This is a genomic window from Pseudomonas sp. FFPRI_1 (assembly GCF_055384485.1).
Genome location: NZ_AP029168.1, coordinates 5,223,027 through 5,248,347 on the forward strand (window position 1 = coordinate 5,223,027; position 25,321 = coordinate 5,248,347).

The window sequence follows — 25,321 nt, forward strand, 5'->3', positions numbered from 1 at the left end:
CCATGACCCAAGTCAAACTGACCACCAACCACGGCGAGATCGTGCTGGAACTGAACGCCGAGAAAGCCCCGTTGACCGTGGCCAACTTCGTCGAATACGTGAAAGCCGGTCACTATGAAAACACCGTATTTCACCGCGTCATCGGTAACTTCATGATCCAGGGCGGCGGCTTCGAACCTGGCATGAAAGAAAAGAAAGACAAGCGTCCAAGCATCCAGAACGAAGCTGACAACGGCCTTTCCAACGACAAGTACACCGTCGCCATGGCCCGCACCATGGAGCCGCATTCTGCGTCCGCGCAGTTCTTCATCAACGTTGCCGACAACAGCTTCCTCAACCACAGCGGCAAGACCGTGCAAGGCTGGGGCTACGCAGTATTCGGCAAGGTGATCGCCGGCACTGAAATCGTCGACAAGATCAAAGGCGTGGCCACCACCATGAAGTCCGGCCACCAGGACGTACCTGCGGAAGACGTGATCATCGAGAAAGCCGAGATCATTGAGTGATACTGCTGATTTCAGATCTGCATCTGGAAGAAGAACGCCCGGACATTACCCGGGCGTTTCTGGATTTACTCGGTGGGCGCGCCCGCGCCGCCGAGGCGCTGTACATCCTCGGGGATTTCTTCGAGGTATGGATCGGCGACGATGCCATGACCCCCTACCAGCTTTCCATTTGCCAGGCATTGCGCACGCTCAGCGACAGCGGTACTCAGGTTTTCCTGATGCATGGCAATCGCGACTTCATGCTCGGCCAGGCCTTCTGCAAGGCGGCCGGTGCCACCCTGCTCAAAGACCCCAGCGTCGTCGACTTCTATGGCGAGCCGGTGCTGCTGATGCACGGTGACAGCCTGTGCACCCGCGATGAAGCCTACATGCGCATGCGCCGTTACCTGCGTAACCCGCTGAGCCTGTGGATCCTTCGCCACCTGCCCTTGCGCACCCGGCGCAAGCTCGCGCGCAAACTGCGCAACGAGAGCCGCGCTCAGACCCGCATGAAAGCCAACGACATTGTCGACGTGACCCCGGACGAAGTGCCACGGGTGATGCAGGAACACGGGGTGCATACCCTGGTTCACGGTCATACCCACCGTCCGGCGATCCACAAGCTGCAGATTGGCGAACAAGCCACCAAGCGCATCGTGCTGGGGGATTGGGACCGTCAGGGATGGGTATTGCAGGTGGATGAGCAAGGCTTCCAGCTGACGGCATTCGATTTCGTACCGACGCAACTGGCGTTACCCAGTTCGCCCTGAACGGACGTCTTCCCTACCGTAGGAGCCGGCTTGCCGGCGAAGGGGCCAGCAAGCCTTGCATTGCCCGGGCGGACGCCTTCGCTGGCAAGCCAGCTCCTACAACAAATTCCCGACCGTAGGAGCCGGCTTGCCGGCGAAGGGGCCAGCAATTCTTGCATTGCCCGGGCGCACGCCTTCGCTGGCAAGCCAGCTCCTACAACAGACTCCCGACCGTAGGAGCCGGCTTGCCGGCGAAGGGGCCAGCAAGCCTTGCATTGCCCGGGCGGACGCCTTCGCTGGCAAGCCAGCTCCTACAACAGATTCCCGACCGTAGGAGCCGGCTTGCCGGCGAAGGGGCCAGTAAGCCTTGCATTGCCCGGGCGGACGCCTTCGCTGGCAAGCCAGCTCCTACAACAGACTCCCGACCGTAGGAGCCGGCTTGCCGGCGAAGGGGCCAGTAAGCCTTACGCTGCCCAGTCGCACGCCAGCGCCTGCGACGAAGACTATCAATGCCCTGCCGACGCCGGCCCGGCCTTGGCGGCGAACGGCGGCTTGGCCAGCCAGACCAGCAGAATCAGCCCCATGAACACCCAGCCGAGCAAGGTGAAATAGTCCACCGTCGAGAGCATGTACGCCTGGCTGGTCAGGACCTGGTCCAGCTGCGCGTAGGCCTTGGTGCTGGCACCACCGAGGTTGTTCAACGCCTCCCGGGTGACCGGATCAAAGGTGCTCATGCTTTCGCTCATGTAGGCATGATGCTGATCCGCCCGGCGAATCCAGATCCAAGTGGTCAGGGAGGCCGCGAAGCTGCCCCCCAGGGTCCGCAGGAAGGTGGCAAGGCCCGCACCATCGGCAATCTGGTGCGGCGGCAAGTCGGACATCAGGATGCTCAGGGTCGGCATGAAGAACAGCGCCACGCCGATCCCCATGAACAGCTGCACCAGGGCAATGTGCTGGAAATCCACTTCATTGGTAAAGCCGGCACGCATGAAGCAGCTCAGGCCAATGGCCAGGAACGCCAGGCCGGCCAGCAGCCGCAGGTCGAACTTGTGGGCGTACTTGCCGACAAAGGGCGACATCAGCACCGGCAGGATACCGATCGGCGCCACTGCCAATCCGGCCCAGGTGGCGGTGTAGCCCATCTGGGTCTGCAGCCATTGCGGCAGGATCAGGTTGATCCCGAAGAATCCGGCGTAGCCGCCCACCAGCACGATGGTGCCGATGCGGAAGTTGCGGTGGGCGAACAGCCGCAGGTTGACCACCGGATGACGGTCGGTCATTTCCCAGATCACGAACACCGCCAGGGCGATCACCGAGATCAGGGTGCCGATGACGATGAAGTTGGATTCGAACCAGTCCAGGTCATTGCCCTTGTCGAGGACGATCTGCAACGCTCCGACGCCGACGATCAGGCTCAGCAGGCCGATGTAGTCCATGGGCTGGCGACTGGTCACCACCGGACGCGCCTTCAACTGTTGACGCACCACCCAGGCGGCGAACACCCCGATGGGCACGTTGATGAAGAAGATCCACGGCCAGCTGTAGCTGTCGGTAATCCAGCCGCCGAGGATCGGCCCGGCAATCGGCGCCACCACCGTGACCATCGCCAGCAATGCCAGGGCCATGCCCCGCTTCGCCGGTGGATAGACGGCGATCAGCAAGGTCTGGGTCATCGGGTACAGCGGGCCAGCCACCACCCCTTGCAGCACCCGGAAGCCCACCAGCTCCGGCATCGAGGTGGAGATACCACAGAGAAACGAGGCCAGCACGAACAGCAGGGTGGCCCAGATGAACAACTTGACCTCGCCGAAGCGCCGGCTCAGCCAGCCGGTCAGGGGCAAGGCGATGGCGTTGCTCACGGCGAACGAGGTGATGACCCAGGTGCCCTGCTCCGAACTCACCCCGAGATTGCCGGAAATGGTCGGCAGCGCCACGTTGGCGATGGTGGTGTCGAGCACCTGCATGAAGGTCGCCAGGGACAGGCCAATGGTGCTCAGCAGTAGGCTGGGGGGCGTGAAAGACGCGTTATTGCTCATCGCGAATCCTTTGGAACAGAGCTGGCACTCCGGCCTCTAGAGGAGGCCGGAGTTGACGGATTGGCGAATCAGCGCTGGGCGGTCTTGCCGATGGCAGCACTGTTGTCATGGATCAGCCGCGCGATCAGGGCATCGGCCTCACCCAACTGACGGTCATAGACATTGGTACTGAAAGAGGCCTTTTGCGGCGGCTGCTGGGCCAGTACCGGACCACTCTGGTCCCGCAGGTTGACGTTGACCACCGTCGACAGGCCGACCCGCAGTGGGTGCTTGGCCAGCTCTTCGGCATTGACGTGGATGCGCACCGGTACCCGCTGCACGATCTTGATCCAGTTACCCGTGGCGTTCTGCGCCGGCAACAGGGCGAAAGCGCTGCCGGTGCCGGCGCCGAGGCTGTCAACGGTACCGCTGAACTTCACGCCGCTGCCGTAGATGTCCGCCTCGATGTCCACCGGCTGGCCGATGCGCATGTCCCGCAGTTGGGTTTCCTTGAAGTTGGCGTCGATCCACAGCTGATCCAGGGGGATCACCGCCATCAGCGCAGTGCCCGGCTGGACCCGCTGGCCCAGTTGCACGGTGCGCTTGGCCACGTAACCGGTCACCGGGGCGATCAGGGTGCTACGGGCATTGGTCAGGTAGGCCTGGCGCAGTTGGGCAGCGGAAGCCTGCACATCCGGATGATTGGAAACCACGGTGTCGTCCACCAGGGCATTGGTGGTGTTGAGCTGCTGCTGGGCGTTGGCCAGGGCGTTCTGCGCCGAGGTCAGGTCATCCCGGGCATGGGACAGCTCCTCCTGGGAAATTGCCCCGCTGGCCGCCAGGTTCTTGCGTCGGTTGAAGTTGTCCAGCGCCTTCTGCACCTCGGCCTTCTGCGCCGCCACCTGGGCACGCATGCCATCGACATTGCTGTACAAGCCGCGCACCTGACGCACGGTACGCGCCAGATTGGCCTCGGCACTTTGCAGGCCGACCTGGGCATCGTTGGGGTCGAAATTGATCAGTACCTGGCCTTCATGCACCAGATCACCGTCATCGGCGCCGATGCTGACCACGGTACCGGTGACCAGCGGGGTGATTTCCACCACGTTGCCGTTCACATAGGCATCGTCGGTGTTTTCATTCCAGCGCCCATAGAGTTCGTGCCAGGCAAACACGCCCAGGCCGCCCAGGACGACAATCGCCGTCAGCCCCAGCAGCATGACTTTGCGCTTGCGGGAGTTACTGGCGTCCGGGGTGTTTTGTGTTGCTTGAGTGTCGGCAGTGGCCATGACAAATACCTCGAATTATTGGGGCTGCGGGGCTGGGGACGGGGTGGCCGAAGCCAGGTTCTGGGCATTGAAGCCGCCCCCCAGGGCCTGCATCAGTTGGATCGACAGGTCAATCTGCTGAGCATTCAGCGTGGCCAGCTGGCGCTGGGCCTGCAGCAGTTGCTGCTCGATGCTCAACACATCCAGGTAATTGCCGATACCCGAACCGAACCGCTGGACCACCGTGTTGTAGGAGTCCTGGGCGATGTCGGTGGCATGCTGCTGGGCGGTGATCTGCCGGCCGATATCACGCAGTTGGGAAATGCTGTCGCTGACGTCCCCCAGGGCTGTCACCAGCGTCTTGTTGTACTGCGCCACGGCCAGGTCATAGTCGGCGTCTCGCGCATCCAGATTGGCCCGCAGGCGACCGCCGTCGAAGATCGGCAAGGAAATCGTCGGTGCAATGCTGAAGAAGCGGCTGGCGGAGCCGAACATCGCATCCCCCAGCAACGACTCGGCACCCGCGCTGGCACTCAGGTTGAGGTTGGGGTAGAAGCGGGTCTTGCTGGCATCGATGTCCTTGCTCGCGGCCTCGACCCGCCAGCGTGCGGCGATCAGGTCCGGGCGCCGGCCCAGGAGCTCGGCAGGCAGGGTCGACGGCAAGGCCACCGCGCTGGCTTGCAGCACCTTGGGCCGGGGCAGATCGAGGGTCCGATCCGGCCCTTTGCCCAGCAACACCGCAAGGGCGATCTTGGCGCTCTGCAGTTGCTTTTCAGCGTCGATCAGGCTGGCCTGGGCAGTGGCGTCGAGGCTTTCGGTCTGTTGGTACTGGTACTGGCTGTCGATCCCCGAGTTCAAGCGGCGCTGGCTCAGGTCGAGCATCTGCCGGGTGCGCTTGAGGTCTTCGGCCGCCAGATCATGGACGATGTGTGCCCGTCCCAGATCGCTGTAGGCTCGCGCCACATCGGCGGCCAGGGTCAGGCTGGCAGCCTGGCGATCGACTTCCGCCGCCCGCGCCTGGCCCAGCGCCGCTTCCCAGGCGGCACGCTGGCCGCCCCAGAGGTCGAAGTTGTAATTGAAGCTGGCGCCGATATTGCGCACGGTGGCGTAGGTTCCACCGACGCCCGAAGGGTCCTGGTCACGGGCCAGGCGCGAACGGCTGATGCCGGCGCTGGCATCCAGGGTCGGCATCCGCTGCGCATCGGCGGCATAGGCCGCGGCGCTGGCCTGGTGGGCACGGGCGCTGGCAATCTGCATGTCCGGGCTGTCATGCAGGGCTTCCTGAATCAGCCCGTCGAGCTGTGGATCACCCAGGCTTTTCCACCAATCGCTTTGCGGCCAGGCCGCCGGTGACAGGCTCACCCCCGTAAGGGATTGTCCGGCCTGGAGGCTTTTCGCCTCCAGGCTGACGCCCTCGGTATTCAGACCGCTGTAGTTGGCACATCCGGCCAGGGTCATGGCCAGCAGCACCAGACTGGTCCGCGCACGCAAGGTTTTACTGCTCATTTATCACCTACCCGCAAGACGGTGATCGGGTCACCGGCTGCCAGCAAAATTTTCTTGAGAATGTGTTCCAGGGTCCGCAGTTCCTGGGGAGTAATCGCCCCGGCCAGCTCGTTCATCGCATCGGCGCCGATCTGCGGCAAGCGATCGGCGAGCTTCTGCCCTTCTTCCGTCAACACCAGTTGCACCTGGCGGCGGTCACCTTCGGAACGGCGACGGGCGAGAAAATCCTTTTGCTCCAGGCGGTCGAGCATGCGGGTCATCGAGCCACTGTCCAGGGACAGGTGGCGGCACAGTTCGGCCGGGGTGTCGACGCCGAACTGGGCCATGATGATCAACACCTTGAACTGCGCGGCAGTGATGCCGTGAGGTTCCATGTGGGTGTCGATGATCCGGTCCTTGAGCAAGGCCGCACGGCCCAGCAGCAGGCCGAGATGGCAATTGTGAAAGTCGTCCGGTTCGAAGTGTTTCATCTGACCACCAATTAGCTGCCTAGGCAGAGAGAGTGTGTCGAGATGTTACTGCCTAGGCAGCGAATGTCAAAGTAATAATTAGCATGCTCTTTATTTTGACGATCAAAGGTCCGGCGCCGCAGGGCTGCAGCCGAAGGAGGTCGTGCTCGAGAAAGGAAAGCCTGATGCTCAGGGCCGTGGCCGGCCTCGCGGGCGCTGATTGGCAGTGCCGCAGCGACACCCACCAGGACCTCGAAGCCTTTTCAGGGCGAGCCCGCCGCGACTGCAGGCGGCGGGCGGCGGGCGGCGGGCGGCGGTGTATTTCACCCCCCATGTGCTGGGGTCAGAAATCGCGCTTGTAGAAGATGTCCAGGGAACTGGCGAAACCGCTGGCGGCTTCCAGGTAGACCTTCTTGCTCAGCTTGTAACGCAAGGCGATGGTGCTGGCCGGTTCGAAGACCCCAACGCCATAGCGCAGGCTGAGCTTTTCGGAAATCGCCCCGCTGGCCACCACACTGGTGTTGTTGCCACTGCCCTGGGTGTCCAGCTGGAAGTCCTGGATGCCCAGGTTCTTGGCGATGCCGCCCGTGAGTTCCGCACTGCCCATCAGCCCCAGGCCAAGCGCCGCCTGGGCCAGCATGTTGTTGTCCTCGCCGGTGGAACTCAGCGGCCGCCCCAGCACCAGGTAGGACAAGGCCTGTTCCTGACTCATGGCCGGCTCGGAGAAGATCTGCGTCGCCGGTTGCTCGGCGCTGCCGCTCAGGCGGATGCCGGCAATCACGTCATCGGTCTGGCGCACCGCCTCGATGTCCAGGTACGGCTGGTCGATCGGGCCGGCGAACAGCAGCCGCGCACGACGCACGGTCAGTCGCTGGCCGTAGGCCCGGTAACGGCCATCGTTGAGCCACAGCTCTCCACGGGTGTCCATGTTGTCGCCGATGTGCACATGCCCCTGCAGGTTGGCGGTCAGGCCGAACCCGGCAAAGCCGAGCTTGTCCTGGCCTACCTCCACGTCGATGTTCATCGCCATGGCCATGGGAGGTTTGCCCTCGTCAGTCTGCTGGCCGACGATGACCGTGTCATCGGACACCTTGACCGTCGACGGCGGCAATTCACGCACGGTGATCTGGCCCTTGGGAATCAACACTTTACCGGCAATCGCCAGTTTGTCGTCCTGCAATGAAATCTTCAGGTCCGGCGCAACTTCCAGCGCCGCATAAGGTTCGACCGTAACCGGCAACTGCGTGCCCTTGAGGCTGAGATCCACCAGCAAGGCGCGGCCCCAGGCGATGTGGCCGTTGAGGCTGCCCTGCCCGGCCTTGCCACTTTTCCAGCCGCCGTTGAGCTGCACGCTCTCGCCGGCAATCTGCGCGGTCAGTTGCAGGTCTTCAAGGCTGATGGGCAACTCGGAACCGGAGACCTGTCCACCACTGAGCTGCAGGTTGCCGTTGACCTGGGGCGCCAGCAAGCCGCCAGACAAGCGACCACTGCCGTTCAGGCTGCCCGTGAGTTTTTCCACCATGGGCACGAATGGCCGTGCAACCGACAGATCAAGACCGCTGAGGCGGAACTCGCCGGACAGCGGTTTGCTTTTCGGCAGCGGATTGATCTGCGCCTGGACCATCAGTTCCCCCAGCTTGCCGCCGTCGAACTGCAGTTGGCTGTCGATGCGCCGCGGGTTGAGGCTGGTGCTGAGTTTCAGGGTCTGATAGGGGAAATCCAGCCACTGCTCCTTCTCCTTGACCCGCAAGGTGCCGCCGCTGACATCCAGCATGATCTGCCCCTTGGGGCCGCTGGCCGGAAGATCCAGTTGCACATCGGCATTGAGCATGCCCTTCCAGGCGAAATCCTTGGGCAGCCACTGGGCCAGGCTTTCCATGGGGAAACGCTTGAGGTGATAGCGCAGTTTCGGATCGGGCATCAGCCGCTGGTCCTCGCCACACAGGCTGGCATCGCCGCTGGCCCAGCAATGGGCGGCAAAGTTCAGCGTGCCATTGGCCAGGCGCTCCAGCTTCGCCGGGTTCTGCAGTTTCCAGTCCTGGCCTCCGCTCTGTACCTCGCCGCTCACCAGGCGCCCACGCCAGTTGCCCTGGTCCAGGGCGCCATCGAGGGCCAGAGCCAGCTTCACCAGCGGCCCTTGCAGGTCCAGTTGCAGCGCCTGCTTCTTGATATCGCCCTGGCCGGCCAGGGTCAGGGTGCCCAACTGGGTGTCGCCCAGTTGAATCCCGCTGCCCTTGAGGTCCACCTGGCCCTTTTGTGCGCCATCCAGGGTGGCATCCAGCTTGAGGTTCTGCAGGCGATTTTCGGCAAAGGCCAATTGCTGCCCGGCAAGGTCCAGCTTGCCCTGTGGCGCCTTGAGGCTGCCGGCCAGGTCGAGCCGACCATTGAGCTGGCCGCGCAACTCGGGCCAGAGTTGGCCCAGCCGCGGCATCTTGATCTCCAGCTGGCCGGCGATCTTCTGTTGCAGGCTGCCGGCACCGCTGATCCGGTTGTCCCCCAGGCGGATATCCAGCGCACTCAGGTTCCACTGCTCACCCGCGCCATCGGCCTTGGCCTGGAGTACCGCCGGTTGCCCGCGCAGACGCCCCTTGAGGTCGAGGTTGGCATTGAGCTTGAGTTGCTGGTTCTTCATTTCACCCTGGCTGCGCAAGGGGCCGGCCAGGGTGCCGGGCAACTCCGCCAGCCAATAGGCCGGGTTGATGGCCGAGAGGTCCAGGGCCGTGTCCCAGGCAATGCCGTCGGCAAACTGCAGGTTCAGGTGGCCTTCGGCCTTGCCCTGGCCCGCGGCCAGCTTGAACTGGGGCAGGAAGATTTTCGTCAGGTCGCCGCTGAAGGGGCTGCTCAGGCTGAACGCACCGGCCGGGCCGTCCAGGTCACCCTTGAAGTTGCCCAGGTAGTTGCCGTCGCGGTACGCCACTTCGGCATTGAAACTGCGGACCTTGACCGCCGGTTCCTCGATCAGCGGATACAGGCGATGCCAGGGAAAGTCCAGCCAGGCCAGCTTGGCCTCGGCCGCGAATCCGTCACTCCAGTCCAGCTGCCCACTGAGCTTGAGGCTCTGCTGGTCGCTGGCACTCAGGTCCAGGGCGGCAATCTGCGCGCCCTTGGCGTCGACCTTGCCTTGCAGCAGCAGGGCCACAGGCCCCTGCTCCGCCGGCAGGCTGGCCTTGCCCTTGAGCTGATAGCCGTTTTTCAGGTCACCCTTGCCGGTGAGTTCCAACTGATCCAGTTGCAGGGTGTCCGGCAGATCGGCGCTGGCCTTGAAGCCATCGGCCGTGATGCGCACCTGGGCTGGCAGGTTCTCCACCAGGGGCTGCAACTGGCCACTGAGTTGTCCTTGCAGATAGCCACTGCTGTCGGCGTGCAGCTTCAGGGTCTTGAGCAAATCACCCTCGACCTTCAGCGCCAAGGACCAGGGGCCGCCGCCCGGGGCCGGCAAGCCGAGGTTGCCCTGGGCCGTCAGGGGCCAGTCACCACCGGGCTGCAACAGACCGGACAGCGCCAGACTCAGGTCGTCCCGCTGCAGTTGCAGCGCATCGATCTGCAGACCCTGGGCGGTCCAGTGCGCCGCCAGTTGCAAGCCCTTGAGCTCTTCGCTGCCGTTGAACAGCAGGCTACCGACACGCACCTGCCCCAGTTCGATGGCCACGGGCAGCTTGAGGTCCGGCAGGCTGATCGGGCCGCTGCTATCTTGCGCCTCGGCACTGGGTGGGAACAGCAGGCTGACCTGCTCGGCTTCCAGTTGTTCGATGCACAGGGTCATGCGCAGCAGGCAAGCGGGCGACCAGGCGAACTTCACGGCATCGAGTTCGACCCGGTTGCCCTCCTGCTGCCAGAGCAGATGATCGGCACTCCACTGCCCGCCCAGGCGGCCATCGAAATTGTCCAGGGTCAGCCCCGGCACCAGGCCCAGCGCCCAGCGACTGCCGGCCTGGGTCCCCAGGACCGTCGTCACAGCCAGAATGATCAGGATCACCAGCGCAAGGATCGCCAGCAGCGTTATTTTCAAACCGCGCTTCAAAGCTCTGGCCCCATGGAAAAGTGCAAACGAATACCGCCGTCATCATTCATCGCGTGGGCCAGGTCGACCCGGATCGGGCCCACCGGCGATACCCAGCGCACCCCCATCCCGACCCCGGTCTTGAGGTTCGGCAGTTCCAGCTTGTTGAAGGAGTTGCCCTGGTCGACGAAGGTCGCGATCCGCCATTTCTCGGCGATGGAGTACTGATACTCGACACTGCCGGCCACCATGTAGCGCCCGCCGATACGGTCGCCTTCGGAGTTTTCCGGGGACAGGGTCTGATAGTCGTAACCGCGAACGCTCTGATCACCACCGGCGAAAAAGCGCAGGGAGGGCGGGATGGATTTATAACCGTTGGTGGCGCTGCCACCGAACTGCACGCGCCCGAGGAAGCGGTGGTTGTCCCAGACCGTGGTCAAGCCCTTGAGCAGGACAGTGCCATACAGCAGGTTGGTGTCGGAGCCCACGCCCTCCTTGGCCAGCTTGGTGTCGAACTGAATGCGATAACCGTTGTGCGGATCGATACGGTTGTCACTACGCAGGTAGGAATAGGTCAGGCCGGGCATCAGCAGGTTACTCAGGCCGGAGTCATCCCCAAGCCGATACTCTTCGCGCTGGTACTTCAGCGACACTACCCGCTGCCACCCGCTGGGCAACTTGCTGTGCCACTCGGGTCCGATGGTGAGCAGCTTGCTCAAGGTGTCGGTGCCGGCAAGTTCTTCGTTCTGGTAGCCACCGGCAAAGCGCAGCTTGTCGGTCAGCGGCGGGTCCAGGGGAATGTCGTACCACAAGCCGACGTTCTGCCGTGGCTGCGAGACTTCCGCTTCCCAGCCGTAACTGTGGCCTTGGGGGTTGACCCAGTGGCGGGTCCAGTTGGCCTTGACCCGGGGCCCCACGTCAGTGGAGTACCCCAGGCCAAGCCCCATGGTCCGGGGCTTGCGGGTTTCCAACTGGACCGCCACCGGAATGACCTCGTGCTCGGCGGCGGTGGGGGCGGCGTCCACCCGCACGCCTTCGAAATAGCCACTGGATTGCAGGGCCTGGTTGAGTTCGGCGATCAGTTCGGAATCATAGGGAGCACCGGTCTTGAACGGCACCATGCGCCGCAGCAGGTCTTCGTCGAACAACGAATCGCCGGTAAAGCTGACCTTGCCCAGGGCATAACGCGGACCGCTGTCATAGACCAGCTCGATATCCGCTACGCCGGCCTGGGGATCCACCGCCAGCTGCTGGCGGGTGAAGCGCCCGCTGAAGAAACCATAGCGTGAGGCCTGGTTCTGGATCAGGCGCTTGGCGTCTTCATAGTGGCCATGATTGAGCACCGCGCCGGGCTTGAGCTGGTCGCTGCTGGGGGTGCGAAAGGACTTGAGGGAGGCAGCCGGGCCTTCGACCCGGATCGTCACATTGCGCAGGTGCACCGGCTCGCCGGGATCGATGCGCAGCAGCAATCGGGGCTTCTCGCCACCGCGCACTTCGCTTTCGATATGGGCCTGGTAATAGCCCAGGGCCTGGGCAGCTTTCTTCGCCTGCTCTTCAGCTCCCCGGCTGAACCGCAGCAGGGCCTCTTCATTGCGATCACCGACACCGCCAATGTAACCCTCCACATTGGCCTTCAGCTCGTCATTGGCGGGTTTTACCCTGACATCCAATTCGCTCTGCGCCAGCGCCGCACAGCTTGTGAACAACAGCAAAAAACCGCTGGTAAATCTTCCTGGAAACTTCATAGGCGCGGATGCTATCACGAGCTTGAGAGGGCGATAGAGCGCTCATGCACAGAGAAAGTTCTATATCAGGCTGTTGCACTTTGTAAGAGCTGCGGATTCGGATGAAAAAAAACGTGTTCGCGCACTGGCCCTACCGCAATCTCACCGATCTCCTCATAACCCTGGCGTTTATAGAACTCCAGATAACGCGGATTGCCAGTGTCCAGCACCACCCCCTGGGAATGCTCGTCCACTGCGCACCAGTTGTGGACGGCCTCGAGCAACTGCTCGCCAAAGTGCTGGCCCTGGAACTGCGGGTGCACCCCCAGCAGCGGCAACACGTGCACCGCATCGCTAGGCAAGCAGGCCTGCACCGCTGCGTGGTATTCCAGGTAGCGCCGGGTGCAGCGCAAACCGGCACTCAGGACCATCCGCAGCCGCCAGGCCCAGCTTTCGGTGATTCCCAGGCGCCGTTGCGGCGGTGCGATCAGGGCGATGCCGATCAATCGATCGTTGACCAGCAAGCCGATGGCCGGCAGTTCCTGCAGAAAATGCTGTTTCACCAGTTCACGCACCGTGGCCCGCACCCGCTGTTCGTAACCGCTGCGCTCGGACTCGAAGATGAAACCGAAGGTCGGCTCATGGCGATAAGCCTGGTAGAGCAGCGACCGCGCCTCGCGGGAATAGCCGCTGTCGAGCCTGTGGATATCGGCGATGGCGTTGGAGGTATCAGGCATGGTGGTCACTCTCCCCTGGACCCGGCTCAAATGGCCGCGTTCTTGTTAGTACGAGCCCTGCGCGCCGCTGATCGTTCCCGCGCCCAAGGGACATTAGCAGTGCATCGCCAGTGCCGCCACGCTGGTCGACCCGGGCGTAGTCAGCTAGCATCGCAGTTTTGCCAGGACCGCCGACCATGAAGATCGTCTCGTTCAATATCAACGGGCTGCGCGCCCGCCCCCATCAGTTGGCGGCACTGATCGACAAACACCAGCCGGACGTCATCGGCCTGCAGGAAACCAAAGTCTCCGACGAACAGTTCCCCCTCGCCGACATCGAGGCCCTGGGCTACCACGTGCATTACCACGGCCAGAAAGGCCATTACGGTGTCGCCCTGCTTTCGCGCCAGGCGCCGCTGGCCCTGCACAAAGGCTTCGAAGGTGACGACGAAGACGCCCAGCGACGGTTTATCTGGGGCACCTTCGCCGACGCCCATGGCACGCCGGTGACCATCATGAACGGCTATTTCCCCCAGGGTGAAAGCCGCGACCACCCGACCAAGTTCCCGGCCAAGGAACGCTTCTACAGCGATTTGCAGCACCTGCTGGAAAGCCGCTTCAGCAATGATCAGCCCCTGGTGGTCATGGGCGACGTGAACATTTCCCCGGAAGACTGCGACATTGGCATCGGCGCCGAGAACGCCAAGCGCTGGCTGAAGACCGGCAAGTGCAGCTTCCTGCCGGAAGAGCGCGAGTGGATGGCCCGCCTGAAGAACTGGGGCCTGGTGGACAGCTTCCGCCACCTCAACCCTGAGGTGAACGACCGCTTCAGCTGGTTCGACTACCGCAGCCGCGGCTTCGAGGATGAGCCCAAGCGCGGCCTGCGCATCGACCTGATCATGGCTTCCCAGGGGCTGCTGCCACGGGTCAAGGACGCCGGGGTCGACTATGAACTGCGGGGCATGGAAAAGCCTTCCGACCATGCGCCGATCTGGCTCGAACTGAGCTGATCGACAGGCACAAAAAAGCCCATCTGCCGATGGGCTTTTTTTGTCGCGGTTACAGCTGCACGTGCTCGACCCGGTCCGTGGTACCGGCACCGACGATGGCGCTGATGGCGCTGTCGAGGGTGGCTTCCGAATCGTACAAGTGGCTGACCAGAATCACTTCCTTACCGGACTTGAGCTTGAAAAAAGGTTTGCCGCCCGACGAAATTTTCTTGACGTAGCGTTCCGGGGAGGCGCAGTGTGCGCGGAACAGACCGAGAGCAGCCTCGGCACTGTCCCGGCAAGGGTAGCGGTCGCTTTGAAGCATGGTCTGCGCCTCCTTTGTCTTCAGCAAGAATCTGCATGCACCACTGCCATACTGCTTCAGCTCGAACCAGGCACTCATTTGTAACTCCTTTGCACACTACGAAATAGCAGCTCAACACTGCCGAGGCATCCGTGGGGGATGACGCGTTGGCAGTCGCCCCAATCCCCGCCAGACAAAGTTGCCCACTCTACGCGCCGTTCCGAGGCCGGTCTTTAGGATAAATCTCAAAAAATCTAGAGAAAACAGCTATTTATGGTGTAGGACTTTCGCCATTTATAGTCAGAAAGCTCCTAGCGTCACATCCCTGTCACCTCCCTGACTTAATCTCGCCAGCACTTACTTCTTCCCTCTATATAGAAGGCCAGTGCCGCCATGCCCCGCGCTTCCACCGTCAGCGAACGAGATCTCTGGTGCCGGACCATCAGCCTGTTTCTGATCGGCTTCGTTTGCTATGCCCTGCCCTGGTCGGTGTTCGCCGCCCTGCCCCTTACCCCGGACAACAGCGCCGTGCTGCGCATTCAGGGCTCCAACACCATCGGTGCCCAGCTCGGTCCGGCCCTGGTCAAGGGCTTGATGGAGCAACAAGGGTTGCATGACGTGCGGATCGAGGCCGGTGGCAAGGTCAACGAACAGCAGGTCGTGGGGCAGACCGCCCAGGGCCGGGAGGTTCGAGTGGAGGTTGCGGCCCATGGATCGAGCACCGGCTTCGCCGCCCTGAAAAATGCCCAGGCCGACCTTGCCGCCGCCTCGCGCCCGATCAAGGACAACGAGCTGGTGGAACTTGAAAACCTGGGGGATTTGAAGAGCCCGGACGCCGAGCAGGTGATTGCCATCGATGGCTTGGCAATCATCCTCCATCCGCACAACCCACTGAGCCAGCTGAGCACCGAACAATTGGCCAGGCTGTTCAGCGGCGAGATCAGGAACTGGGAGGAGCTGGGGGGCATGGAAGGTCCCGTGCACCTGTATGCCCGGGACGATCAGTCCGGCACCTATGACACCTTCAAGGAACTGGTCCTCAGCCGCCGCGGCAAGCCCTTGAGCCCCACGGCCCAGCGCTTCGAGTCCAGCGAGCAGTTGTCCGATGCCGTCAGCCGGGACCCTCAGGGCATCGGCTTTATCGGCCTGCCCTACGTGCGCCAGGCCAAGGCACTGGCCATCGTCGACGGCGACTCGCAACCCATGCTACCGCTCAACAGCCTGATAGCCACCGAGGACTATCCGCTGTCGCGGCGCCTGTACCTGTACCTCCCTCCCAACGGACAGAACCCCTGGGCCGACGCCCTGGTGAGCTTTGCCCAGAGCGCCAAGGGCCAGGGCATCGTTGCCGCCAATGGCTTCATCGCCCAGACCCTGCAAGCCATGCGGGTGCTACCAGGCCCGCAGATGCCTACGGACTACCAGGCCTTGACCCGCCAGGCCCAACGCCTGACGGTGAACTTCCGCTTTGAAGAAGGCAGCGCCAACCTGGACAACAAGGCCCGCCAGGACCTGAACCGGGTACTGGACTACCTTCGCCAGCACGGCAAGATGGACCGGAAAGTGACCCTGGCCGGATTCGGTGACGCCAAGAACGACCCTGCACGCGCCGCCCTGTTATCCAAGCTGCGGGCCATGGCCGTGCGCCGGGAACTGGTGAAGAGCGGTGTGGTGTTTCGCGATATCCGTGGCTTTGGCGCCGAACTGCCTGTGGCCGCCAACAACGCCGACGAAGGCCGGATCAAGAACCGGCGGGTGGAAGTCTGGGTGTATTGAACATCACACCGCCAGCCTGCCCGGAATATCCCCCGGCAGGCCGACGGCGTGACCATCAGTGGCCGCTGCGCAATAATTCCTTGGGCACGTACTTGCCGATCTCGTACTTGCCGATGGCTGCCCGATGCACTTCATCCGGGCCATCGGCCAGGCGCAGGGTCCGCTGCATCGCGTACATGTAGGCCAGCGGGAAGTCGTTGCAAACCCCGGCGCCACCGTGCATCTGAATCGCCCGGTCGATCACCCGCAAGGCCACGTTGGGCGCAACCACCTTGATCTGGGCAATCTCGCTTTTCGCGACCTTGTTACCCACGGTGTCCATCATGTAGGCGGCCTTGAGCGTCAACAGCCGGGCCATGTCGATCTCCATCCGCGAGTCGGCGATCTTGTCGATATTGCCGCCCAGGCGTGCCAGCGGCTTGCCGAAGGCGGTGCGATTCACCGAGCGCTTGCACATCAGTTCCAGCGCACGCTCGGCCATGCCGACCGAGCGCATGCAGTGGTGAATCCGTCCCGGGCCCAGGCGGCCCTGGGCGATCTCGAAACCGCGCCCCTCTCCCAGCAGCACGTTCTCGTAGGGCACGCGGACGTTGTCGAACAGCACCTCGGCGTGGCCGTGGGGCGCATCGTCGTAGCCGAACACCGGCAGCGGCCGCACGATCTTCACCCCGGGGGTGTCCACCGGCACCAGGATCATCGAATGCTGCTGGTGACGCGGGGCGTCGGGGTTGCTCAAGCCCATGAAGATCAGAATCTTGCAGCGCGGGTCACAGGCACCCGAGGTCCACCACTTCTTGCCGTTGATCACCCACTGGTCACCATCACGCACCGCCCGGGCGGCCATGTTGGTGGCATCGGACGAGGCCACGTCCGGCTCGGTCATGGCGAACGCGGAACGGATCTCGCCCCGCAGCAGCGGCTCCAGCCAGCGCTGTTTCTGCTCGTCACTGGCATAGCGCACCAGCACTTCCATGTTCCCGGTGTCCGGTGCCGAGCAGTTGAACGGCTCGGGCCCCAGCAGCGAGCGCCCCATGATTTCGGCCAGCGGAGCGTATTCGAGGTTGGTCAAGCCGGCACCCAGCTCCGACTCAGGTAGAAACAAATTCCACAGGCCTTCGGCCTTGGCCTTGAGTTTGAGCTCTTCCATGATGGCGGTCGGCTGCCAGCGATCGCCCTCGGCAACCTGACGCTCGAATACCGCTTCGGCTGGATAAACATAGGTGTCCATGAACGCGGTGACGCGCTCACGCAGCTCCTGAACCTTGGGGGAATAGGCAAATTCCATGGGCAGCTCTACCTTTTTGAAGATCGGGTGTTTGGGGACTGAAATTGATGCTAGATCAGCTACGAAAATTTACCTAGCCTATTCTCGGCGTGTATTAACATTCATCACCGATATATGATCGGTTGATTTCACAGGCTTTCCAGCCCCTCCCTCACAGGCCCTAACAACACCTTCACAGGTCTTGAAAACAAGAGTGCAGCGCCATGAATCTGAGCAAGGTCGACCTCAACCTCTTCATCGTTTTCGACGCGATCTACACCGAAGCCAACCTGACCCGCGCCGGGCAGATCGTCGGCATCACACAGCCGGCGGTGTCCAACGCCCTGGCGCGTCTGCGTGAAACGTTCAACGACCCGCTGTTCGTCAGGACCGCCCAGGGCATGGTCCCCACCCCCATGGCGCAGAACATCATCGGCCCGGTGCGCAATGCACTGTCGCTGCTCAGGGTGTCGGTGCAGGAAAGCCGGATCTTCAACCCGCTGCAGGCGGTCAAGACCTACCGCATCAGCATGACCGACCTCACCGAGGCAGTGATCCTGCCCCCACTGTTCCAGCGCCTGCGCCGCCTGGCGCCTTCGGTGATCATCGAGAGTTTCCTGTCCAAGCGCCGCGAGACCACCAAGGAACTGGCGGCCGGACGCCTGGACTTTGCCGTCGACGCCCCGCTCAACACCGACCCGCAGGTGCGCCACGTCAAGCTCATGGAAGACCGTTACGTCTGCGCCATGCGCAAGGGCCATCCCCTGGCGGGCAAGGAAAAGTTCACCCTCGACGACTACCTGTCCCTGACCCACATCCACATCTCCAGCCGGCGCAGCGGCCTGGGGCATGTCGATCTGGCCCTGGGCAAGATGGGCATCCAGCGCAAGATCGCCCTGCGCTCCCAGCATTACCTGATGGCCTCGCAAGTGCTGCAACAGACCGACATGGTGATGACCGTGCCGGAGCGCTTCGCCCGTCGCCATGAACTGCACGCCTTCAACTTGCCCGTCAACGATGTGCCGCCAGTGGAAACCCATCTCTACTGGCACGAAAGCACCGACCAGGACCCGGCCAACCGCTGGATGCGCGAACAGATGATCGAGCTCTGCCAGCAGGTCACCGCCCATGAGAAGAAGCTCGACCAGCAAGCCGGTTGACTGCTTTCACCGGCAAGCCGCTTGCTGCCGCTCCCTGCGGGAGCCGGTTTGCCGGCAACAGTGACAGCTGCAGATTGCTTGACGTATACGTCAACCTGCCATTAGCTTAGCGCCAAGCCCCTTCTTGAGCGCCTCCATGAGCAGCCAGACCTACAGTATTTCCGACCTTGCCCGCGAGCTCGACATCACCACTCGGGCCATACGTTTCTATGAGGAACAGGGCCTGCTGTCACCTGAGCGTCGAGGTCAGGAACGCATTTATTCCCCCCGCGACAAGGTCAGCCTGAAACTGATCCTGCGGGGCAAGCGCATCGGTTTTTCCCTGGCCGAGTGCCGCGAGCTGATCGAGCTCTATGACCCCACCAGCGGCAACCTGAAGCAACTGCACAGCATGCTGGCGAAAATCGCCGAACGTCGCGAACAGCTCGAACAGCAGCTACTCGATATCGAACAAATGAAGCTGGAACTGGACACTGCCGAGGAACGTTGCAGCCAGGCGCTGGAGCAAACCATCCAGAGTCAGAAACACATCGCCCAATAACACAGGTCGCCGGGCAACTCGCGCCGGCATCTGCCATCACTCATAGAAGGTGAAGCTGAATGTCCCTCCCAAGTCATGTACGCCTGACCGAAGTCGGCCCGCGCGACGGCCTGCAGAACGAAGCCCAGCCCATCAGCGTCGAGGACAAGGTGCAATTGGTGGACGCCCTGACAGCGGCGGGCCTGGGCTATATAGAAGTCGGCAGTTTCGTATCGCCCAAGTGGGTGCCGCAGATGGCCGGCTCGGCAGAAGTCTTCGCCCGCATCCAGCGCAAACCCGGAGTGGTCTATGGCGCCCTGGCACCAAACCTGAGGGGGTTCGAAGATGCGGTGGCCGCCGGGGTCAAGGAGGTCGCGGTGTTTGCCGCCGCCTCAGAGGCGTTCTCGCAGCGCAACATCAATTGCTCCATCAGTGAAAGCCTGGAGCGCTTCGTGCCCATCATGGACGCCGCCAAGCAGCACGGCATCAGCGTGCGCGGTTACGTGTCCTGCGTGCTGGGCTGTCCCTATGAAGGTGATGTAGCTCCCGAGCAGGTCGCCGTGGTGGCTCGCGAGCTGTACGCCATGGGCTGCTATGAAGTCTCGCTGGGCGACACCATCGGCACCGGCACCGCCGGGGCCACCCGCAAGATGTTCGAGGTGGTGGGCGCCCAGGTGCCACGGGAGAAACTTGCCGGGCACTTCCACGACACCTATGGCCAGGCCCTGGCCAACGTCTACGCCAGCCTGCTGGAAGGCATCGCGGTGTTCGACAGCTCCATCGCCGGGCTCGGCGGCTGCCCCTATGCCAAGGGCGCCAGCGGTAACGTCGCCACCGAGGATGTGCTGTACCTGCTCAACGGCCTGGGCATCCACACCGGCATCGACATGGACCGCCTGATCGATGCCGGCCGGCAGATCTGCAGCGTCCTCGGGCGCCCCAGTGGCTCACGGGTAGCAAAGGCACGTAACGCCGGCTGACCCTCGTGTGCGGCCGGGTGTTACCGGCCGCTCTGATCTGAGGCACGAACGAGTAACACGGAAACAGTTTGTCGATTTTCTTGCGGTACAGATTGTCCTACAAAACCATCAAGCCATTGATTTTAAAAGGATTTAAAAAGTTGGCACGGCTCCTGCTATCTCTATGGCATAACAAGAATAAAAAGCAGCAAACCTAATAAAAATAAGACGTAACGACTCTGACATAACAAGAACAACACGGCAGAGACGCAGCTAACAGATTTTTTTGGAGAGGATGCAGTGTGCAGGAAGGCTTGCAAGAGCCACCCGCAATCAGTCAGAGAACAATAAAACTACCTTCAGGTAGCTCCCGAACTGGTTGGATCGCCCTGGCGACACATTGAATCAGCGCTCAAAAAAATACGTTTGCTCTTGATCCCGGATGGGGATCGCCAAAAACAGCGGTAAAGGGCAACGGTTGCCAAAAACAACAATAGACCGCCCCTCAATAATAAAAAAAGAGCACGCAACGACAAATTAAAGGGGAGCTTCGGCTCCCCTTTGTGCTTTCTGTGATTCACCTTTCCTGCCCTTTTGCGCCCCTCAAGCGTGCACCCGTGACGATGCACGCCTCATCAGGGTTCAGCGTTCGCGCAACTCCTCGATGCTGATTTCACGCATGCGGAACTTCTGGATCTTGCCAGTCACCGTCATCGGAAACTCTTCGACAAACCTGAAGTAGCGCGGCGTCTTGAAGTGCGCGATGCGCTCCTTGCACCAGGTCTGCAATTCCAGTTCGTTGGCCGAATGCCCGGGGTGGAATTTGATCCAGGCGACGATCTCCTCACCGTACCTGGCGCAGGGAATGCCGATCACCTGTACATCGGCCACGGCGGGATGGGTGAAGAAGAATTCTTCCAGCTCACGCGGGTAAATGTTCTCGCCACCGCGGATGATCATGTCCTTGTTGCGCCCGGCGATGCACACATAACCCTGCTCATTCATGGTGGCCAGGTCTCCGGTGTGCATCCAGCCGGCCTGATCGATGGCCTCGCTGGTGCCCTGCGGGTTGTTCCAGTAACCGAGCATGACGCTGTAGCCCCGGGTACAGAGTTCGCCGGTGGTGCCCCGCGGGACCACATTGCCAGCCTCGTCGATGATCTTGCTTTCCAGGTGCGGCTGGGTTCGCCCCACGGTGGTAACCCGCAACTCCAGGTCATCGTCGGGGCCGGTCTGCAAGGACACCGGGCTGGTCTCCGTCATGCCATAGGCGATCTGCACCTCGCTCATGTGCATTTCATTGATCACCCGGCGCATCACTTCGATCGGGCAGGTAGCACCGGCCATGATTCCGGTACGCAGGCTCGACAGGTCGAACTCGCCCCGTCGCGGCTGATCGAGCATGGCGATGAACATGGTGGGCACGCCATACAGCCCGGTCGCCCGCTCCTCGGCCACGGCACTCAAGGTCAGCAGCGGGTCGAAGGCATCGCTGGGATAGATCATGGTGGTGCCATGGGTGATGCACCCCAGGTTGCCCATGACCATGCCGAAGCAGTGATACAGCGGCACCGGGATCACCAGGCGATCACCTGCCGTCAGGCCGAGGCTCTCTCCCACCATGTAACCGTTGTTGAGAATGTTGTGGTGGCTCAGGGTCGCCCCCTTGGGGAACCCCGTGGTGCCGGAGGTGTACTGGATGTTCACTGGCTGGTCGAAGTCCAGGCTGTCCTGGCGCGCTTGCAGTTGTTCGACCGAGGCGCCAGCGGCAAGGGCGGTCAGCTGCGACCAGGGCAGAAAGCCGGACGGCGGCTGCCCATCCAGGCTGATGACTCCGCGCAACTCTGGCAGGCGCTCGCTGCACAATTGGCCAATGGATTGCTCCGCCAGCTCCGGGATCAGCCCCTGGAGCATGCCGTGATAATCGGAAGTCTTGAAGGCACCGGCACAGACCAGCCACTGGCAACCGGATTGCTTGAGCACATATTCCAGTTCGGAACTGCGGTAGGCCGGATTGATGTTCACCAGGATCACGCCGATCTTGGCGCTGGCGAACTGGATGATGCACCACTGGGCACAGTTGGGCGCCCAGATCCCCAGGCGATCACCGGTCTTCAGACCCAGGGCAAGCAGCGCCCTGGCATGCAGGTCGACGGCTTCGCGCAATTGCTGCCAGGTGTAGCGCAACTGCTGATGACGCACTACCAGGGCCTCACCCTGGGGGTAGGCGACGACCGTGTTGTCGAAGGCCTGGCCGATAGTCAGGGCGAGCAAGGCCCGGTCTTGCGTACCACGGGTGTAACTGCGATCCGGCTGGAAACCCGAGTGTTCCATGACGACCCCTATTGTCTTTATTAGTGGGTGTTCAAGAGCCTGGCCGATGGTGCGATAACGCCTGGCTCCAATCGAAAGCCTCGCTACTCTGGCGCAAGTTGACGTTTACGTAAAGGGTGATTGACAGCCTCCTGTCGCAGGCTTACGTTAACGTAAAGGTGAGAGCCAGGCAGCGCCGCGCTCCCCGCAAGATTCCCTCAATAAAAACAAGTTTGAAGGTGCCCCGCCATGAGTTACCCGACCCTGAACTTCGCCCTCGGTGAAACCATCGACATGCTGCGCCATCAGGTCCAGGCCTTCGTCAAGGCAGAGCTGGCACCGCGGGCCGCGCAGATCGATGTCGACAACCTGTTCCCTGCCGATATGTGGCGCAAGTTCGGTGACATGGGCCTCCTGGGCATCACTGTCCCCGAGGAGTACGGCGGCGCCGGCCTGGGCTACCTGGCCCATGTGGTGGCCATGGAGGAGATCAGCCGCGGCTCGGCCTCGGTGGCCCTGTCCTACGGTGCCCACTCCAACCTCTGCGTGAACCAGATCAATCGCAACGGCACCCATAACCAGAAGAGCCAGTACCTGCCCAAACTGATCAGCGGCGAGCATATCGGCGCCCTGGCCATGAGCGAGCCCAATGCCGGCTCCGACGTGGTGTCGATGAAGCTGCGCGCCGACAAGCGTGGCGACCATTATGTGCTCAACGGCAGCAAGACCTGGATCACCAACGGTCCCGACGCCAACACCTACGTGATCTACGCCAAGACCGACCTGGAAAAGGGCCCCCACGGCATCACCGCGTTCATTGTCGAGCGCGACTGGAAAGGCTTCAGCCGCAGCAACAAGTTCGACAAGCTGGGCATGCGCGGTTCGAACACCTGCGAGCTGTTCTTCGACGACGTTGAGGTACCGCAAGAAAACATCCTCGGCGTACTCAATGGCGGGGTCAAGGTACTGATGAGCGGCCTGGACTACGAGCGCGTGGTGCTCTCCGGCGGCCCTACCGGGATCATGCAGGCCTGCATGGACCTGATCGTGCCCTATATCCACGGTCGCAAGCAGTTCGGCCAGAGCATTGGCGAGTTCCAGCTGATCCAGGGCAAGGTCGCCGACATGTACACCCAGCTCAACGCCAGCCGTGCCTATCTGTACGCCGTGGCCCAGGCCTGCGAGCGTGGCGAGACCACCCGCAAGGACGCCGCCGGGGTCATTCTCTACAGCGCCGAACGCGCCACCCAGATGGCCCTCGACGCCATCCAGATTCTGGGGGGCAACGGCTACATCAACGAATTCCCCGCAGGCCGCCTACTGCGTGACGCCAAGCTCTACGAGATCGGCGCCGGCACCAGCGAAATCCGCCGCATGCTGATCGGTCGCGAACTCTTCAACGAGACCAAGTAAGAGCAGCGCAAGTTGCGAGCTACAAGCGGCAAGCCATAGCTGCCGTAACGCCGATTTACTCTTGCAGCTTGAAGCTTGTCGCTTCGAGCTGCGCTGGGAGCCCCAATGATTCTGAAGTCTCAGTTAAACCCAAGATCGCCGGAATTCGCGCAGAACGCCGCCAGCATGCTGGCCCAGGTCGACGCCTTGCACACCCTGCTCGCCCAGGTCCAGCAGGGTGGCGGCGCCAAGGCCCAGGAACGCCACACCTCCCGGGGCAAGCTGCTGCCGCGCGAGCGCATCAACCGCCTGCTCGATGCGGGCTCGCCGTTTCTTGAAATCAGCCCCCTGGCCGCCCATGCGGTGTACGGCGAGGATGTACCTGCCGCCGGGGTCATTGCCGGCATCGGTCGGGTAGAAGGCATCGAGTGCATGATCGTGGCCAATGACGCCACGGTGAAAGGCGGCTCCTACTACCCGCTGACCGTGAAAAAGCACCTGCGGGCGCAGACCATCGCCCAGCAGAACCGCCTGCCCTGCATCTACCTGGTGGACTCCGGCGGCGCCAACCTGCCGCGCCAGGATGAAGTGTTTCCCGATCGCGAGCACTTCGGGCGGATCTTCTTCAACCAGGCCAACATGAGCGCCCAGGGCATCCCGCAGATCGCCGTAGTCATGGGTTCCTGCACCGCTGGCGGTGCCTACGTGCCGGCCATGGCCGACGAAGCAATCATGGTCCGTGAACAGGCCACCATCTTCCTCGCCGGCCCGCCGCTGGTGAAAGCCGCCACCGGTGAAGTGGTGAGTGCCGAAGACCTCGGCGGCGCCGACGTGCACTGCAAGATCTCCGGAGTCGCCGACCACTACGCCGACAACGACGAACACGCCCTGGCGCTGGCCCGGCGCAGTGTCGCCAACCTCAACTGGCACAAGCAGGGCCAGTTGCAGAGCCGCACCCCGATTGCCCCGCTGTACCCCCGGGATGAGCTGTATGGCGTGGTTCCAGCCGATCCCAAGCAGCCTTTCGATGTTCGCGAAGTCATCGCCCGGCTGGTGGATGGCTCGGTCTTCGATGAGTTCAAGGCCCTGTTCGGCACCACCCTGGTCTGCGGCTTCGCCCATTTGCACGGCTATCCCGTCGCCATCCTCGCCAACAACGGCATCCTCTTCGCCGAAGCCGCGCAGAAAGGCGCGCACTTCATCGAACTGGCCTGCCAGCGCGGGATTCCCCTGGTGTTTCTGCAGAACATCACCGGCTTCATGGTCGGCCAGAAATATGAAGCCGGCGGCATCGCCAAGCACGGCGCCAAGCTGGTGACGGCAGTGGCCTGCGCCCAGGTGCCGAAGTTCACGGTGATCATCGGCGGCAGTTTCGGTGCCGGTAACTACGGCATGTGTGGCCGTGCCTATGACCCGCGCTTCCTGTGGATGTGGCCCAACGCGCGCATCGGTGTGATGGGGGCCGAGCAAGCCGCCGGGGTGCTGGTGCAGGTCAAGCGCGAACAGGCCGAACGCGGCGGGCAAAGCTTCGACGCCGCCCAGGAAGCGCAGATCAAGCAGCCGATCCTCGACCAGTACGAATGCCAGGGCCACCCCTACTACTCCAGCGCCCGGCTGTGGGACGACGGCGTCATCGACCCGGCGCAAACCCGTGATGTACTGGCCCTGGCGCTGTCCGCGGCCCTCAACGCCCCCATCGAACAGAGCCGCTTCGGCGTGTTCCGCATGTAAT

At 62.5% G+C, this 25,321-nt stretch carries 19 protein-coding genes; 9 read left to right on the plus strand and 10 right to left on the minus strand.

Annotation, left to right across the window (positions count from 1 at the left end; genetic code table 11):
- Window positions 1-2 precede the first annotated feature (2 nt).
- Window positions 3-506, plus strand: a complete 504-nt coding sequence (locus tag ACZ5BO_RS23090) for a peptidylprolyl isomerase (RefSeq protein WP_025126571.1) — start codon at window positions 3-5, stop codon at window positions 504-506.
- On the plus strand, window positions 503-1,255 hold the full coding sequence (locus ACZ5BO_RS23095; RefSeq protein WP_464696581.1) for a UDP-2,3-diacylglucosamine diphosphatase: 753 nt from the start codon (window positions 503-505) through the stop codon (window positions 1,253-1,255). The genes ACZ5BO_RS23090 and ACZ5BO_RS23095 overlap by 4 nt, the downstream gene beginning before the upstream one ends.
- A 485-nt stretch (window positions 1,256-1,740) precedes the next feature.
- Here ACZ5BO_RS23095 and ACZ5BO_RS23100 read toward each other — a convergent pair whose 3' ends face one another.
- The 7 genes from ACZ5BO_RS23100 to ACZ5BO_RS23130 all read right to left on the minus strand — a co-directional run bounded on the left by ACZ5BO_RS23100 (window position 1,741) and on the right by ACZ5BO_RS23130 (window position 12,933).
- Window positions 1,741-3,270, minus strand: coding sequence for a DHA2 family efflux MFS transporter permease subunit (locus tag ACZ5BO_RS23100; protein ID WP_025126569.1), 1,530 nt, complete (start codon window positions 3,268-3,270; stop codon window positions 1,741-1,743).
- Window positions 3,271-3,338: 68 nt separating this feature from the next.
- Entirely contained in the window at window positions 3,339-4,538 is a 1,200-nt protein-coding gene (locus tag ACZ5BO_RS23105) for an EmrA/EmrK family multidrug efflux transporter periplasmic adaptor subunit (protein WP_464696582.1), read from the minus strand.
- Between the two features lie 15 nt (window positions 4,539-4,553).
- Window positions 4,554-6,023 (minus strand): efflux transporter outer membrane subunit, encoded by a 1,470-nt coding sequence (locus ACZ5BO_RS23110; RefSeq protein WP_464696583.1) that lies wholly within the window; start codon window positions 6,021-6,023, stop codon window positions 4,554-4,556.
- Window positions 6,020-6,493, minus strand: coding sequence for a MarR family winged helix-turn-helix transcriptional regulator (locus ACZ5BO_RS23115; RefSeq protein WP_025126566.1), 474 nt, complete (start codon window positions 6,491-6,493; stop codon window positions 6,020-6,022). The genes ACZ5BO_RS23110 and ACZ5BO_RS23115 overlap by 4 nt, the downstream gene beginning before the upstream one ends.
- A gap of 322 nt (window positions 6,494-6,815) precedes the next feature.
- Window positions 6,816-10,493, minus strand: a complete 3,678-nt coding sequence (locus ACZ5BO_RS23120; RefSeq protein WP_464696584.1) for a translocation/assembly module TamB domain-containing protein — start codon at window positions 10,491-10,493, stop codon at window positions 6,816-6,818.
- Entirely contained in the window at window positions 10,490-12,217 is a 1,728-nt protein-coding gene (locus ACZ5BO_RS23125) for an autotransporter assembly complex protein TamA (RefSeq protein WP_464696585.1), read from the minus strand. The genes ACZ5BO_RS23120 and ACZ5BO_RS23125 overlap by 4 nt, the downstream gene beginning before the upstream one ends.
- Before the next feature lie 65 nt (window positions 12,218-12,282).
- Window positions 12,283-12,933 (minus strand): GNAT family N-acetyltransferase, encoded by a 651-nt coding sequence (locus ACZ5BO_RS23130; protein ID WP_464696586.1) that lies wholly within the window; start codon window positions 12,931-12,933, stop codon window positions 12,283-12,285.
- 176 nt (window positions 12,934-13,109) lie between these two features.
- On the opposite strand from ACZ5BO_RS23130, the gene xthA reads away from it, so the two are divergent.
- On the plus strand, window positions 13,110-13,922 hold the full coding sequence (xthA, locus tag ACZ5BO_RS23135) for an exodeoxyribonuclease III (protein WP_025126562.1): 813 nt from the start codon (window positions 13,110-13,112) through the stop codon (window positions 13,920-13,922).
- A 49-nt stretch (window positions 13,923-13,971) separates the two neighbouring features.
- Here the strand turns inward: xthA and ACZ5BO_RS23140 are convergent, their stop codons facing one another.
- Window positions 13,972-14,304, minus strand: a complete 333-nt coding sequence (locus ACZ5BO_RS23140; protein WP_025126561.1) for a DUF1508 domain-containing protein — start codon at window positions 14,302-14,304, stop codon at window positions 13,972-13,974.
- A gap of 294 nt (window positions 14,305-14,598) precedes the next feature.
- Here ACZ5BO_RS23140 and ACZ5BO_RS23145 point away from each other — a divergent pair, with 294 nt between their 5' ends.
- Complete coding sequence (locus ACZ5BO_RS23145; RefSeq protein WP_025126560.1) at window positions 14,599-15,981, plus strand: substrate-binding domain-containing protein; 1,383 nt, start codon at window positions 14,599-14,601, stop codon at window positions 15,979-15,981.
- Between the two features lie 55 nt (window positions 15,982-16,036).
- Here ACZ5BO_RS23145 and ACZ5BO_RS23150 read toward each other — a convergent pair whose 3' ends face one another.
- Window positions 16,037-17,266 (minus strand): acyl-CoA dehydrogenase, encoded by a 1,230-nt coding sequence (locus ACZ5BO_RS23150; RefSeq protein ID WP_464696587.1) that lies wholly within the window; start codon window positions 17,264-17,266, stop codon window positions 16,037-16,039.
- 203 nt (window positions 17,267-17,469) lie between these two features.
- Between ACZ5BO_RS23150 and ACZ5BO_RS23155 the strand changes: the two genes are divergently transcribed.
- From ACZ5BO_RS23155 to ACZ5BO_RS23165, 3 genes are all read left to right on the plus strand, one after another.
- Window positions 17,470-18,405, plus strand: a complete 936-nt coding sequence (locus ACZ5BO_RS23155) for a LysR family transcriptional regulator (protein ID WP_025126558.1) — start codon at window positions 17,470-17,472, stop codon at window positions 18,403-18,405.
- A gap of 136 nt (window positions 18,406-18,541) precedes the next feature.
- Complete coding sequence (locus tag ACZ5BO_RS23160) at window positions 18,542-18,946, plus strand: MerR family transcriptional regulator (protein WP_025126557.1); 405 nt, start codon at window positions 18,542-18,544, stop codon at window positions 18,944-18,946.
- A gap of 59 nt (window positions 18,947-19,005) precedes the next feature.
- Entirely contained in the window at window positions 19,006-19,905 is a 900-nt protein-coding gene (locus ACZ5BO_RS23165) for a hydroxymethylglutaryl-CoA lyase (RefSeq protein ID WP_464696588.1), read from the plus strand.
- Between the two features lie 621 nt (window positions 19,906-20,526).
- Here the strand turns inward: ACZ5BO_RS23165 and ACZ5BO_RS23170 are convergent.
- Window positions 20,527-22,218 carry an AMP-binding protein gene (locus ACZ5BO_RS23170; RefSeq protein ID WP_464696589.1) on the minus strand — a complete coding sequence of 564 codons (1,692 nt, stop codon included), beginning with the start codon at window positions 22,216-22,218 and terminating at the stop codon, window positions 20,527-20,529.
- A gap of 228 nt (window positions 22,219-22,446) precedes the next feature.
- Here ACZ5BO_RS23170 and ACZ5BO_RS23175 point away from each other — a divergent pair, with 228 nt between their 5' ends.
- Together ACZ5BO_RS23175 and ACZ5BO_RS23180 are read left to right on the plus strand one after the other, a co-directional pair.
- A complete protein-coding gene (locus tag ACZ5BO_RS23175) occupies window positions 22,447-23,610 on the plus strand; it encodes an isovaleryl-CoA dehydrogenase (protein ID WP_464696590.1) in 1,164 nt (387 codons plus the stop codon).
- Window positions 23,611-23,715: 105 nt separating this feature from the next.
- Window positions 23,716-25,320 (plus strand): carboxyl transferase domain-containing protein, encoded by a 1,605-nt coding sequence (locus ACZ5BO_RS23180; RefSeq protein ID WP_025126553.1) that lies wholly within the window; start codon window positions 23,716-23,718, stop codon window positions 25,318-25,320.
- Window position 25,321: the final 1 nt, after the last annotated feature.

What these genes read in the sequence shown, in the direction of transcription:
- ACZ5BO_RS23090 (WP_025126571.1), top strand. Translation starts at nt 3, where the DNA reads ATGACCCAAGTCAAACTGACCACCAACCACGGCGAGATCGTGCTGGAA.
- ACZ5BO_RS23100 (WP_025126569.1), bottom strand. Translation starts at nt 3,270, where the DNA reads ATGAGCAATAACGCGTCTTTCACGCCCCCCAGCCTACTGCTGAGCACC.
- ACZ5BO_RS23105 (WP_464696582.1), bottom strand. Translation starts at nt 4,538, where the DNA reads ATGGCCACTGCCGACACTCAAGCAACACAAAACACCCCGGACGCCAGT.
- ACZ5BO_RS23110 (WP_464696583.1), bottom strand. Translation starts at nt 6,023, where the DNA reads ATGAGCAGTAAAACCTTGCGTGCGCGGACCAGTCTGGTGCTGCTGGCC.
- ACZ5BO_RS23115 (WP_025126566.1), bottom strand. Translation starts at nt 6,493, where the DNA reads ATGAAACACTTCGAACCGGACGACTTTCACAATTGCCATCTCGGCCTG.
- ACZ5BO_RS23125 (WP_464696585.1), bottom strand. Translation starts at nt 12,217, where the DNA reads ATGAAGTTTCCAGGAAGATTTACCAGCGGTTTTTTGCTGTTGTTCACA.
- ACZ5BO_RS23130 (WP_464696586.1), bottom strand. Translation starts at nt 12,933, where the DNA reads ATGCCTGATACCTCCAACGCCATCGCCGATATCCACAGGCTCGACAGC.
- xthA (WP_025126562.1), top strand. Translation starts at nt 13,110, where the DNA reads ATGAAGATCGTCTCGTTCAATATCAACGGGCTGCGCGCCCGCCCCCAT.
- ACZ5BO_RS23140 (WP_025126561.1), bottom strand. Translation starts at nt 14,304, where the DNA reads ATGAGTGCCTGGTTCGAGCTGAAGCAGTATGGCAGTGGTGCATGCAGA.
- ACZ5BO_RS23145 (WP_025126560.1), top strand. Translation starts at nt 14,599, where the DNA reads ATGCCCCGCGCTTCCACCGTCAGCGAACGAGATCTCTGGTGCCGGACC.
- ACZ5BO_RS23150 (WP_464696587.1), bottom strand. Translation starts at nt 17,266, where the DNA reads ATGGAATTTGCCTATTCCCCCAAGGTTCAGGAGCTGCGTGAGCGCGTC.
- ACZ5BO_RS23155 (WP_025126558.1), top strand. Translation starts at nt 17,470, where the DNA reads ATGAATCTGAGCAAGGTCGACCTCAACCTCTTCATCGTTTTCGACGCG.
- ACZ5BO_RS23160 (WP_025126557.1), top strand. Translation starts at nt 18,542, where the DNA reads ATGAGCAGCCAGACCTACAGTATTTCCGACCTTGCCCGCGAGCTCGAC.
- ACZ5BO_RS23165 (WP_464696588.1), top strand. Translation starts at nt 19,006, where the DNA reads ATGTCCCTCCCAAGTCATGTACGCCTGACCGAAGTCGGCCCGCGCGAC.
- ACZ5BO_RS23170 (WP_464696589.1), bottom strand. Translation starts at nt 22,218, where the DNA reads ATGGAACACTCGGGTTTCCAGCCGGATCGCAGTTACACCCGTGGTACG.
- ACZ5BO_RS23175 (WP_464696590.1), top strand. Translation starts at nt 22,447, where the DNA reads ATGAGTTACCCGACCCTGAACTTCGCCCTCGGTGAAACCATCGACATG.
- ACZ5BO_RS23180 (WP_025126553.1), top strand. Translation starts at nt 23,716, where the DNA reads ATGATTCTGAAGTCTCAGTTAAACCCAAGATCGCCGGAATTCGCGCAG.